The 12796-nt window shown below is 52.7% G+C and carries 8 protein-coding genes; 4 read left to right on the top strand and 4 right to left on the bottom strand.

Going from position 1 to position 12796, the window contains the following annotated elements; translation table 11 throughout:
- Positions 1 to 40 precede the first annotated feature (40 nt).
- The 3 genes from AC4BAN_RS10190 (at position 41) to AC4BAN_RS10180 (ending at position 4048) form a co-directional block, all read left to right on the top strand.
- Entirely contained in the window at positions 41 to 823 is a 783-nt protein-coding gene (locus tag AC4BAN_RS10190; protein ID WP_490564299.1) for a TerC family protein, read from the top strand.
- Positions 824 to 1040: 217 nt separating this feature from the next.
- A complete protein-coding gene (locus AC4BAN_RS10185) occupies positions 1041 to 3356 on the top strand; it encodes a M20/M25/M40 family metallo-hydrolase (RefSeq protein WP_490564298.1) in 2316 nt (771 codons plus the stop codon).
- 128 nt (positions 3357 to 3484) lie between these two features.
- Positions 3485 to 4048, top strand: a complete 564-nt coding sequence (locus AC4BAN_RS10180; RefSeq protein WP_490564297.1) for a DUF4142 domain-containing protein — start codon at positions 3485 to 3487, stop codon at positions 4046 to 4048.
- A gap of 99 nt (positions 4049 to 4147) precedes the next feature.
- On the opposite strand, the gene AC4BAN_RS10175 is transcribed toward AC4BAN_RS10180, so the two are convergent.
- The 4 genes from AC4BAN_RS10175 to AC4BAN_RS10160 form a co-directional block, all read right to left on the bottom strand.
- A complete protein-coding gene (locus AC4BAN_RS10175) occupies positions 4148 to 4804 on the bottom strand; it encodes a hypothetical protein (protein WP_490564296.1) in 657 nt (218 codons plus the stop codon).
- A gap of 378 nt (positions 4805 to 5182) precedes the next feature.
- Positions 5183 to 6205 (bottom strand): dipeptidase, encoded by a 1023-nt coding sequence (locus AC4BAN_RS10170; RefSeq protein WP_490564295.1) that lies wholly within the window; start codon positions 6203 to 6205, stop codon positions 5183 to 5185.
- Between the two features lie 167 nt (positions 6206 to 6372).
- Positions 6373 to 8856, bottom strand: coding sequence for a TonB-dependent receptor (locus AC4BAN_RS10165; protein WP_490564294.1), 2484 nt, complete (start codon positions 8854 to 8856; stop codon positions 6373 to 6375).
- A gap of 248 nt (positions 8857 to 9104) precedes the next feature.
- Complete coding sequence (locus AC4BAN_RS10160) at positions 9105 to 9644, bottom strand: RNA methyltransferase (protein WP_490564293.1); 540 nt, start codon at positions 9642 to 9644, stop codon at positions 9105 to 9107.
- A 338-nt stretch (positions 9645 to 9982) separates the two neighbouring features.
- On the opposite strand from AC4BAN_RS10160, the gene mutS reads away from it, so the two are divergent.
- Positions 9983 to 12616, top strand: coding sequence for a DNA mismatch repair protein MutS (gene mutS / locus AC4BAN_RS10155; protein ID WP_490564292.1), 2634 nt, complete (start codon positions 9983 to 9985; stop codon positions 12614 to 12616).
- Positions 12617 to 12796: the final 180 nt, after the last annotated feature.

Here is a 12796-nt window from a genome sequence, read left to right as displayed (position 1 = left end):
TGTGCATTTTGTGTGCAGATCAATAATCTAAACTTGCCTTATGGAGATTTTTGCCAATCCGGATACCTGGATAAGCCTGCTGACGCTTACTTTTATGGAAGTGGTGCTCGGCATAGACAATATCGTGTTCATCTCGATTGTGGTGGGCCGGTTGCCGCACGAGCAGCAAGCAAAGGGGCGCACCATTGGCCTGGGGCTGGCGCTTATTTTCAGGGTGATCCTGTTGCTGTTCATCTCCTGGATTGTGGGGGCAAGCGCACCGCTGTTCAGTATCAACCTGCCGTTCACCGAATCGGATTTTGCCGTTTCGTGGCGCGACATCATCCTGTTTGGCGGGGGGCTTTTCCTGCTGGCAAAGAGCACAACCGAAATTCATAACAAGCTGGAAGGAGCGGAGGAAGAGCAGGCGCAGGGCAAGGCGCAGGCCACACTTGGCAAGATACTGGTGCAGATCGTGCTCATCGACATCGTTTTCTCCTTCGACTCCATTCTGACAGCCGTAGGACTGGCGCAGGAAGTGATCATCATGATCATTGCCGTTATCCTGGCGATGGGCATCATGCTGGTGTTTGCCAAGTACGTAAGCGATTTTGTGAACAACCACCCTACCGTAAAAATGCTGGCGCTTTCCTTCCTGATCCTGATCGGCTTTATGCTGGTGGTAGAGGCCTTGCACCAGCACATCCCGAAGGGGTACATTTACTTCGCTATGTTCTTCTCGCTGTTGGTAGAGATGCTGAACCTGCGGCTGCGCAAAAAGACCATCCCGGTGCATCTGCGGCAAAATGAAGTGCTCGAGCCGGAAGAGGAAGAGGTGATCTGACAGCATAGAACTGGGCATGCACAAAGCGGCAGTACCATAGCAGGTACTGCCGCTTTTTGCATCTGGCATACTTCTCAAGTCAATCATCCAATGCGCTGCGGGCTTACAAGCAGGTAGCCTTGTTTTGCCTGCGGCACTTTAGGCTGGTAACGTGCCTACTTTATCAGAATTTATGTATACATTAGGATAACGATATACATAATTAAACCTTTGGGTTATGCGGTACCGTAACAGCGCCCTTGCTGCCTTTTTACTTGTAGCCGTCACTGGCCTGGCGCTTCTGAGCCTGTATCTGTTGCAGCCCCCGGCACCCTTGCCCGCAAATGCCCCTGCCAAAGCGTTTTCAGCGGTGCGTGCCTTTGAATATGTGCAGCACATAGCCCGCCAGCCGCATGCCATGGGCACCCCGGAGCATGCCCGGGTGCGGCGTTACCTGCTGCAGCAAATGCAGGGCCTGGGGCTACAGCCGCAGGTGCAGGAAGCCTACGCCGTAAATACCCTGGGAGCGGCTGCCACGGTGGGGCATGTGTACAACCTGGTCGGGAGGATACAGGGAACGGGCAAGACCGGAAAGGCCGTTTTGCTGATGGCGCACTACGACTCGCAGCCCAACGCGCGCGGGGCCGGCGACGATGCCGCCGGCGTAGCGGCAATTCTGGAAACCATCCGGGCCCTGCAACACACCGGCGCTCCCCGGCAGGATGTGATCGTGCTCTTTACCGATGGGGAGGAGTATGGCCTGTATGGCGCACGGGCATTTCAGAAGCACCCCTGGTATAACGATGTGGCGCTGGTGCTAAACGTGGAGGGCCGTGGCAACCGCGGTCCGAGCATGACCTTTGAGATGAGCCCTGAAAATGGCTGGCTGGCCAAACAATACATCAGGCAGGCACCCTATCCGTATGTAAGTTCTCTGGCATACGAGATATATAGCCGCATGCCCAACAACACCGATTTCACTATTTTTAAGGAGGCCGGGTACAGTGGGCTCAACGCCGCCTTTATCGATGGCTTTGTGCATTACCACAAGGCCACAGACTCACCGGAAAATCTAAGCCTCCACAGTTTACAGCAACATGGCAGCAACATGCTGGCGCTCACAAAGCATTTCAGTAAGGTGTCGTTGCAGAACACGAAGGCCCCGGATGCCATCTTCTTTAACTTTATTGGCTCTTGGGTGATCTATTACCCGCAGTGGCTCAATATTTTATGGGCAGCGCTCACAACGCTACTGCTGGTAGTTACCCTACGGGTGGGTGTTCAGAAAAGCGCCTTTACTGTCTGGCAGACAATGCTTGGTTTTTTCGTGTACCTGGCATTGCTCGTGTTGGTGGCAGTGCTTTTTGTACCGATCAATAACCTGGTGCTGGCCAACCTGCCCTTTACACACCGGCATAACGGGGTGTACAGTTCCGACGAGTTTTTTGTAGCCTACCTGTTGCTGGCCCTGGGGCTTTTTCTGCTCATCACCTGGCTGGCGCTTCGGAGGCTGCAGCTCTTGTCGCTGCTGATGGGCATTTATATACTCCAGTTCGTGCTGGTGGTATTGCTTTTCCTGGTGATACCGAACGCGGCCTATCTGTTAATGTTCCCATTACTGTTTAGCCTGGGTGGTTTTCTGGTAGTGGTGCTAAAGGACTGGTTTGATGCCCCACAGGTAGGGCTTGGGTTTGGCCTTGTATTTTTATTGGCGGCCTTTCCGGCTATTTTTATCATGATGCCGATTGTGCAGGTGGTGTTTGTTGCCTTCGGACTGCAACTACCTGTAGGGGCTGTGATGCTGTTCCTGTTGCTGCTGGGTCTTTTGTTGCCCTTGCTTCGGATCATGGAGCGCAGTTACAGCTGGCGTAACATCCCGCTGCTGCCGCTTGCGCTGCTGTTGATTGGCGGCATACAAGGCTTCCGCGCCATTGGGCACGAGCAGCCCTCTGCCAGTCGCCCTTTGCATAGCCATGTGAGTTATTACCTGAACGCGGATACCGGGAAAGCTTTTTGGGCCTCCGCTTTCCCTCGCACCGATGACTGGAACCGGCAATTCTTTACAAGAGCGCACCAGGCACCCTTAACGGGAATGTACCCGAACGCCACCCTGGAATACCTGCAAAGCGAGGCGGCTGCCATTGCAGTACCTGCACCCAAAGCCGTGGTGCTATCGGATACAGTTGAAGAGGGGGAGCGCGTACTGACACTGCGCTTGTCGTCGCCGCGAGGGGCTGCGCACCTCGAAGTGGCAGTGCAAACAGCAGAGAAACTGGCTGGTTTGAAGCTGGCAGGTGAAGATCTTACGGTCACTCCTATGGAGGCGGCAGGTGGGAAAGTATACTTTACCCGTTTGCATGGTTTGCCCGAGAACAAGGCGGTGGAGCTGGAGCTACGATCAAAACCCGGTGTGCCTCTCACTATGCACCTATACGACCAAAGTATCGGCTTGCCGCAGGAACTCCTGAAAGATCAAAAACCTGCCCACGTTATCGCAGAGCAGGGAAGCACCAGTAACCTGACCGTAGTCCGGAAAAGTTATACTTACGAATAGCTGAAGGATTCCTTGTTTAGGAAACTGGCAAGGCAATCGTGCATTTTTTCAGGGAAATGGATTTTGTCTCAAACCAAATCGAGCTTGTGCGTACTATAGGTAAACGACACCTGAAATGCACCCTTGCCATGTTCTTAGATAAAACCCTAGCCCTGTTAATTGGTATCCTTTTTCTGCTGGCCCTTTCCTGCGATGGTCCGGCCTCTGACACTATAGTACAAGAAAGCGTGACAGCCGCGCCAGTTAAAACCTTGGCCACCGATGTCGTGTTCTGGGACTATGCTGCCAGCAGTAACATGCTGCAGGCAGCACTAGGCGCGTTAGCTGCTGACAAGGGGTTAACTGAAGAGGTCAGGGCAACGGGCAAGCGGACGGCAGATTTCCACAGCAAAGCCTTGCAACAGATGCGCGGGTTGGTAAACAGGCAGGGGCAGGTGCAAATTCCAGACAGTCTGGGTGCTGCCGATAAGAACTTGGTTGAGGAGTTTCGGCAACTGGAGGGGGAGGAATTTTTGACCCGCTACCGCGGTTTCCTGCTAAAATCGCATCAAATGCAACTGGAGCGCTACCAGGAGGCACTGGCCAAAGCCGAAGACCCGAAAACAAGGGAGTGGCTGCACGCCATGCTGGAGCACCTGCGCACAGAGCTGGCCACCGTAGCCAAACAGGATTCTGCGCAGCAGCAGCAATAAAAGGGTTCGGAGAAAAGGGGAGCCAGAAGGAAAGGTGTCAGGCGTACATAGAAGTACTCTGGTATGTACTAAATTGAAAAAAGAATCTGGTAAAATGATTTACTTCCAGATCTCGGCAGCTTTGCAGGCCATCCTGAAAAACAGTTCCCGCTCTAAACCCGCCACCTGTTTGGCTTCGCACTCCGAATAGCCGTTTTCTACAGCATTCAGGTAGTCGTAGTAGAGTTGCGCCATTTCAAGGGAATCATCTTCAAAACAATCGATTATATCTTGCTGCGATGCCTTTTTCGGCTCAAAAACTTTGGAAGGGTAGAGCTTATCCAATTGGTAAATCAGGTATTTCTGTTGCGTTTTGTTCTGGCGCCCCCCAAAGAACTGCTCGATGTCCATGTCGTCTTCATCTTCAAACTCCTCCATGTCATCTTCCACAGCCAGGGGTTCATACACAATAATGTCGTGGCAGGTTAGCTCCAGGTACTCGTCAAACTGCTCTTTGATCGGGATAATGGTGGGGGTGTCGTAGGGCTTGTTCAGCACATCGGCCATGTGCAAGGCTATTTCTTTGCCCTTTTCGCCGGCAGCTATCAGGATCTGGTTGAACTGCGTGAAATCGCAGCCCATGTAGATAAATTTATACTCATCGTCTAGCACCGTAAAACACCACAGTGTAATAAACTCGGTGTCATCGATTACAACCGTATCGATGTATAATTCATTTATCTGTACATATAATGGCGAGTATTCCTGAGCATCCATGGGCTTTGCCTTAGAGTGTACCGGTCTGTTTAGCTGCCTGTACGTAGAGAGGCAGGTATTGTTAATTTATATACGCATATTTGGGATGGCGCGCTCAATAATTCTAGCGAAAAGCCCGTGGTAGTTGGCGGTCCGATTTGCAAGTATGGTTGGTTTTGTTTGCAATTAATTGATACCCTAGGGTTTAAGCCTGGCTGCTGAATAGGATAATACCCTATTTATTTTTAATCTCCCGTCGCAATTATTTTTTTAATTTCCAGAAATGCCTGTTTGCATAGCATCATGCGGCAGGGCCTGTCTTATGTTATAGAGTGACAGAAGACCTAAAAACAACCAACGATCTGCGCCATGGCGGCTTTACTGCCATCGGAAAACGCTCTATTCGTTGGCCCAAAGGGCCGCAATAAATCGCTGTGCGTTGCCATAAGCCAGTTTCTGCAACTGCTCCGGGCTTAGCTGTTCTTTGAGGCGGTTAAGCAAGGCGTGGTAACTTGTGGCTGCCTGCTCGTGCTCTTTAAAATAATAGGGGATGCGGCTCAGGTCGGTACTGTCGGCAGTATAAAAATAGTCGGCTCCGAAACAAAGCGCATTGCCTGCCCCGTTATGCAAGCCATACAGGATATGTTCCAGCAGGGCGTCAGGGTCCTCGTCATTCAGAAAAGCCCTCAAGAAATTCATCCCGATCAAGCCGTTGCGCCTTATGATTTCCTGGGTAAGCTCATCGGGCAGGTTGCGGTTATGCTCCCACACAGGCCTGAAGTTCGAGTGGCTGGCAATGAGCGGGATATCCAGCTTCTCCTTATCGATGTGTGTGAGCATGTCAAAAGCCAAAGCATCGCTGGTATGCGATAGATCGACGGCAATACGGCGGCCATGCAGGTAATCGAGCAGCATTTTCCCGTCTGTGGTAATGCCTTTGGATGTCATGTTGCCGCCCCCGAAACGGTTCTCGGTGTGGTGCGTGAAACTAATGTAGAGCAGGCGCCCACAGGCCTCGATCATCTTCTCCAGCTTCTTAAAGCCATCCTCCAGCGGCTCCTGCTCTTCGCAGAATCCGGCGGCGTTTTCTACGGCCGCCACCATGCCGGTGGCGCCTGGCTGCTGCAGCACCCACTCCAGGCTTTTTTTATCGGTAATGGCTGTAAAACCTGTGTCCTGGCTGGCAAGTTGAGCAAACTTGTCGCGTTGCAGCGCAGCAAACTGACTGCTTCCAGCGCCGGTGGCACTGTACATTGCCATCACCTGCAACTTTACATTGCCTGCTTTTAAGGAAGGAAGCGCACAACCGATGTCCTCAGACTTCTGCAAGTCAGCTGCCGGTACATCCGTCAGATACACCAGCAGGTCGCAGTGCAGGTCGATGATGGGTAAGCGAGCGGAGTCTGTTGGATTTGCGGTCATGGTTGAAGGCTTATTTTGACCTTGATACGCGAAAGCACCGGCTTAATGTTTTGAAACAAGCTACATTAGCCCTGGCACCTGCTTTTTAGGCCCAGGCCGGAGCAAAGGGGGGCACAAGGGCTCGGTGGGCGTTGTGGCAAGTGAATGGAAAGGCTGTTCAGCACATCCTAATACTCGTCGCCCACATCGTTCCCTTCGTCGTTGCCCGGCTCGCGGCGGTTGCGCTGTTTTTCGCTGTCGCTGTTGATGCGGTAAGTGAAGCCGAGGTATACGATCCGGCTTTGTCTGCGGTTCTGGCTTTCGGTCCTGAACTCGGGGGCGAAACTGAGGAAATTGTATTGGCGGGTATTAAAGATATCCGACACCCGCAAGGAAACAGTTCCCCGCTTTTTCAAAACCTCTTTCTTCATGCCCAGGTCCATGCTGAAAAGCTGCTCCATGCGCCCCTGAATATCGGCCGTAGGGGCACGATAAAAACCTGACAGCTGGATATCCAGATCTTTCCAGACAGTCATGGTAGAGTTCAGCTTGGTGTTCCAGCTGATGCGACTGCTGCTTAACTCAGTATCGCCCTGCGTGGTATTCAGCTGTGTTCTGAAACCGGAGGCGCTGCCGTTCAGGCGCCACCAGGTTGCAACGGGGTAATTAAAGCCGAGTTCCACCCCATAGGAGGAGTTGCTGGAGAGGTTCAGGAAAGTAGACGCAGTGCCGGGAATAGAGTCGCCGTTCACCACCACGATAGTTGCCGTTCTAAAGCGGTCGATCTCGTCGGTGGTGTGCCTGTAGAAGGTGGTTGCGTTCAGGGAGATATTTCCCCAGTAGCGCAGGTAGCCCAGCTCCAGCGAGTTAACGAACTCTGGTTTCAGGTCCGGGTTACCGAAATTGACATTAAAGCGGTCCGACCTGTCGACAAAGGGGTTCAGGAAGCGGCTTCGGGGCCGGTTTATGCGGCGGCTGTAGCTGAACTGCACTTTGTTGTCGTCGTTAAAATCGTTGGTTACAAAGAAGGTCGGGAAGAGGCTGAAATAGCTGTTACTGGCAACAATATCCTGAGTGCGCTGGTTGGCTTTTGTAAAAGTCTGCTCAGCCCGCACACCCACCTGGTAGCTTACCGATTTGTACTTGTTGCTGTAGTTGCTGTACAAGGAGTATACCTGCTGGTCGTACACGAAATGGTTGCTAAGGGCTTGATCATAAACATAGGTGCCTGAACTGCTATCGAAGTCAAAGAACCGTGAATCCTCGTCCAGGCGCTCATACGAGCTACGGTACCCTGCCTCCAGGCGGCTGTCCTCTGAAATAGGGTGCACATAATCCGACTTCGTTACAAACTCATAGTTGCCATCTTCTACCAGGGTCTGTTGCCTTTCTGGCGTGCCCGAAGAAAGCATGTCTGCTTCCGTAAACAGGCTTTCCTCGGCGTCCACGTTGGTGTTATACACGACATCGGCTGTTAGCTCACGCCCTTTCTGCTCAAAAGTTTGCCGGTATCCCACGGTTAAGTCCAGGGCCTGCTCATCCTCGGTTTCAGTGGTGCTGCGCAGGCTGGAGCTGGTCTGCAGCCGGTTCTCGTTCAGGAAGCGGTACAGAATGTTGTTGCGGTCTTTGTCCTGGCCAAAGCGATACAAAGTAGAGGCGGATAAAGTTTGCCTGGGGGTAAGGTAATAATCGGCCCCTACCCGAAAGTTGTGCGACACATCCGTGCTGTTGCGGTCACCGGTCTGGGAGCGAAAGCTGGTGCTGTCGACTTGCTTCTGCTCGTTCAGGTAGTAATTGGTGGTAAAGCTGTTGCGGGTGCCGGGCCGGTTCCGCTGCCTGAAATCATAGCCCCCGTTCAACGACCACTTGTTGTAGCGGTAATTCAGGTTAAGCGAGGTGTTGTAGTTATCGTAAGTGCCCGCTGTTACAGCGGCAGAGCCGTTAAAGCCGGGCTTCTTCTCTTTTTTAAGCACCAGGTTGATGATACCGGAGGTACCCTCGGGGTTATACTTAGAAGAGGGGTTGGTGATCAGTTCGATACTCTCGATCAGGTTGGCCGGAATCTGATCGAGGGTGAGGTTGGACAAGGCCGAGCGTTTGCCGTCAATCAAAACCGTTACATTGGCGCTGCCGCGCATGCTTACATTCCCGTCGATGTCTACGGTTACGGAGGGCAGGTTCTGCATCACCTCTGCCACTGAGCCGCTTTGGGCGTTAATGTCCTGGCTCACGTTTACCACCTTCTTATCCAGTTCATACTCCACCAGTTGCCGCTCCGCCACAATCTCCACCTCGCTTAGCTTGGTAGCTCTGGCTGCCAGTGCAATATTGCCCAGCACAACGGCTTGCTTTTGGGGGGAGATCACAATGTTTGATCGGTAGCGTGTAGGGTACCCCACCCTGGAAACGCGCAGTACATACCGCCCCGCAGGCACCCGTTCGAGTAGAAAAAAGCCCTCTATATCTGAAGTAGCGCCTGTCACCAGGCTGGAGTCCTGGGCCGTAAGCAGCACCACGTTAGCAAAGCCAACGGGCGCTTTTGTGTCACCTTCCACCAGCGTGCCTGATATCTTTCCGGCTCCAGGGGTTACGGGCTGCTGCGCCAGAAGTGCGGACGGGAAGGTAAAAGCAATGGTAAAAAGGAAGAGGAGTGCGGATAAGTTAATTTTCATAGGTTATTGCGGAGCAAAATGGTTTCTGAGACCTGATTTGAGGGGTCTCTAGGTATAAATTCAGGCGCAGGCGCGTGCAGGAAGCCTACTTAGAAGCCTGCTTAATAGACTGTAATCGAGCGCCAGGGTTTAACGTCACGACCAAATGGGCAGGTTTTGAAGCGCCATATGCAAACAACAGGCTAGCCAGGCGCTTGTTTCCTGCTAGAGGTGCCTGGTTGTTATTTGTGGGAAAGGGAAGCTGCGGCTTAGGCGTTCGGGGCGAGTGTCTTGCTTAAAAAATCCCAGACCACCACGCCGGTGGCAACCGAGATGTTGAGCGAGTGCTTGGTGCCAAACTGAGGGATCTCCAGCACCACATCCGAAATGCTGACAACCTCCTGCGCCACGCCAAACACTTCGTTTCCCAGCACAAAGGCATAATGCTGTCTTGGCTCAGGCGCAAAATTGTGCAGCATGGTGCTATGCTCCGCCTGCTCCACCGAACAGATCTTATAGCCATCTGCCTGCAGCTGCCTGGCCAAGTCCAGCGTATCAGGCACATGCTCCCAAGCCACCGAATCCGTCGCCCCTAAGGCGGTTTTCTCAATGTCGCGGTGCGGAGGGGTGCCCGTTATGCCGCAGAGGTATACTTTCTCAGCCATAAAAGCATCGGCGGTGCGAAACACCGAACCCACATTATTCAGGCTGCGCACATTGTCGAGCACCAAGACTAACGGTATTTTTTTCTTATTTTTGAATTCCTCCACCGAGTCGCGGTTAAGGTCATCCATCGAAAGTTTGCGCATTGTTTTTTGACAAAGGACTAGTAGACAAAAGGCAAAGGTCTTTTGCCGGGTTTGCTGCAAAGGTCAGGCTGATTTTGGCAAAAGGCAAATTGATTGTTACTTGTTGATCGTTGAATGGCTAAATTGTTAAAGCGGGATATATCTTAATCCGAAACGACAACTGAAGCAGATTAGGAAGTACGAAAGAGCAAGTAAAGTAAAAATTACCTCTGGGGGGGTAAGGGGTGGGTTAAGCCCATTCGCTAGGAAGTATATAATAGTGAATCAGCTATAAGGTATAAAGGTTTCGATACAAAATCAGCAATTGAACCATACAGCGATTTAACCGATAAAAAAGTATGAAAGGAGAAGGCAAGGGCACTGTTACCCCACTGATGAAGCAGTACAATGCCATCAAGGTAAAGCATCCGGGGGCATTGCTGCTGTTCAGGGTAGGGGATTTTTACGAGACCTTTGGCGAGGATGCCATTCGGGCAAGTAAGATCCTGGATATCGTACTAACAAAGCGCGGCAACGGCTCCGCTTCCGAAACAGCCTTGGCAGGTTTCCCGCATCACTCCCTGGATACCTACCTGCCCAAACTTGTGCGGGCAGGGGAGCGTGTGGCCATCTGCGATCAGCTGGAAGACCCAAAAACGGTGAAGGGCATCGTGAAAAGGGGTGTAACCGAACTGGTTACGCCAGGCGTGTCCTTTAACGACCAGGTGCTGGAGCGGCGCACCAACAACTACCTGGCCGCGGTGCATTTCGGCAAAACCGAAACGGGCATCTCCTTTTTGGATGTGTCAACGGGTGAGTTTATCACAGCGCAGGGCGACAGGAACTACATCGGCAAGCTGCTGCAAAGCCTGGCCCCCTCGGAGGTGCTGTTCTGCAAGCGCGAGAAGGAGACGTTCACCACGCAATACGGTGCCGATTTCCGGTATTATGCACTGGATGAGTGGGTGTTTCAGCATGACTTCGCCTATGAGTCCCTGACACGGCAGTTTGGAACGGCTTCGCTGAAAGGTTTTGGCATAGAAGGACTGAACGAGGGCATTATCTCTGCCGGGGCTATTTTGCATTACCTCTCCGAAACCCATCACCATGAAATAAGCCACATCGCCACCATCTCCAGACTGGAAGAGGATAAGTATGTCTGGCTGGACCGGTTCACGATCCGCAACCTGGAGCTGGTATACCCCCAACATCCCGAAGGAGTGCCCCTGATACAGGTACTCGACCATACCGTTACGCCGATGGGCGCGCGCCTGCTGAAGAAATGGGTGGTGCTGCCCCTGAAGGATGTGGCCCAGATCCGCCGCCGCCTGGACACTGTGGAGGCCCTGACGCAGCACAGCGAGCTGCTGGACGAGATGACGCTGCACCTCAAGCAGATCAACGACCTGGAGCGCCTGATATCGAAAGTGGCCGTGCGACGGGTAAACCCCCGGGAGCTGGTGCAGCTGGCAAAAGCACTGGATGCCATACAGCCCATTAAAAAGCTGCTGGCCGCCAGCGGTATACCCGCCCTGGTAAAGCTGGCCGACCAGCTGGTGCCCTGCGATGGCCTGCGGGAAGAGATCAAAAATGTGCTGAAGCCCGAACCGCCCATGCTCACCAACCAGGGCAACATGATCAACGAGGGCATACATGCCGAGCTGGATGAACTGCGGGCCATTGCCTTCTCGGGCAAAGATTACCTGGCGCAGGCGCAGCAGCGGGAGATCAGGAATACAGGCATCACCTCCCTTAAAATTGCTTACAACAAAGTTTTCGGGTATTACCTGGAGGTAAGCAACGCGCACAAAGACAAAGTGCCCGCCTCATGGATTCGGAAGCAGACGCTTGTAAATGCGGAACGCTACATCACCGAGGAGCTGAAGACGTACGAGGAGAAGATACTCAATGCCGAGGAGCGCATTTTCGCCATTGAGTTCGGCCTGTTCAACGAGCTGGTGCTGCACGCCCTGGATTATGTGGCCCAAGTGCAACAGAACGCGAAAGTGATCGGTGTGATCGATTGCCTGGCTTCCTTTGCCGGAATAGCACTGGCCAGTAACTATGTAAAGCCGCAGGTAAACGAGGGCTATGTGCTGGATATTAAGAAGGGCAGACACCCGGTTATAGAGAAACAGCTGCCCTTGGGGGAGGCCTATGTGCCCAACGATATTTTCCTGGATAACGAGGAACAGCAGGTGATCATCATCACGGGTCCGAACATGGCCGGTAAAAGCGCCTTACTGCGCCAGACGGCGCTGATCGTGCTGATGGCGCAAATCGGCTGTTTTGTGCCAGCCGAGGCCGCCAGCATCGGTATCATCGATAAGATATTCACCCGGGTGGGCGCTTCGGATAACCTGTCCAAAGGGGAGTCTACGTTTATGGTGGAGATGACCGAAACGGCCAGTATCCTGAACAACCTCTCGGACCGCAGCCTGGTGCTGATGGATGAGATTGGCCGTGGCACGAGCACCTACGATGGCATATCCATTGCCTGGGCTATTGTGGAGCACCTGCACAACCACTCAAAGTATAAAGGCAAAACACTGTTTGCCACCCATTACCACGAACTAAACCAATTGGCAGAGGAGTTGCCGCGCGTCAAGAACTTTAATGTATCGGTGCGGGAGGCAGGAGGCAAGATCCTGTTCATGCGCAAGCTGGTGCCCGGCGGCAGTGAGCACAGCTACGGCATACACGTGGCCCAGATGGCGGGCATGCCCAACAGCGTGGTGCTGCGTGCCGACGAGATCATGCATCACCTGGAGAAGGAAAAAGTATCGGAGGACGCTCCCCAGCAACGGATGAAGTCAGCGCCCAGGCAGAATTACCAGTTGAGCATGTTTGAGGCAAACGACCCGCAGGTGCAGCGTGTGCGGGAGCTAATGGACCAGCTGGATATCAACACCATCACACCCGTGGAAGCCCTGCTAAAGTTAAATGAGCTGAAGTTGCTTTTACAGGATAAAATGCAGGAGTCGCAGCGGTAAGGTATAGCGGAGTTGCTAAATTAAACCCTTGTGCTCGCTATCTCTCGCTATCTAAAGTATAAAGCAGGGTTGTGAGGAAAGGAAAAGTAAAATTTACTTCCTGAAAATCAGCTGTAAAGGGAAAAGGAGTATAAAATTTTGCGGCATGCTATTGACATGTTCAATTTTGTCTATATCTTT

Source organism: Pontibacter sp. GD13, assembly GCF_058216355.1.
This window is presented reverse-complemented; position numbering and strand designations above follow the sequence as displayed.

Coding starts and splice junctions, on each gene's coding strand:
- AC4BAN_RS10190 (WP_490564299.1), top strand. CDS start 41: ATGGAGATTTTTGCCAATCCGGATACCTGGATAAGCCTGCTGACGCTT.
- AC4BAN_RS10185 (WP_490564298.1), top strand. CDS start 1,041: ATGCGGTACCGTAACAGCGCCCTTGCTGCCTTTTTACTTGTAGCCGTC.
- AC4BAN_RS10180 (WP_490564297.1), top strand. CDS start 3,485: ATGTTCTTAGATAAAACCCTAGCCCTGTTAATTGGTATCCTTTTTCTG.
- AC4BAN_RS10175 (WP_490564296.1), bottom strand. CDS start 4,804: ATGGATGCTCAGGAATACTCGCCATTATATGTACAGATAAATGAATTA.
- AC4BAN_RS10170 (WP_490564295.1), bottom strand. CDS start 6,205: ATGACCGCAAATCCAACAGACTCCGCTCGCTTACCCATCATCGACCTG.
- AC4BAN_RS10165 (WP_490564294.1), bottom strand. CDS start 8,856: ATGAAAATTAACTTATCCGCACTCCTCTTCCTTTTTACCATTGCTTTT.
- AC4BAN_RS10160 (WP_490564293.1), bottom strand. CDS start 9,644: ATGCGCAAACTTTCGATGGATGACCTTAACCGCGACTCGGTGGAGGAA.
- mutS (WP_490564292.1), top strand. CDS start 9,983: ATGAAAGGAGAAGGCAAGGGCACTGTTACCCCACTGATGAAGCAGTAC.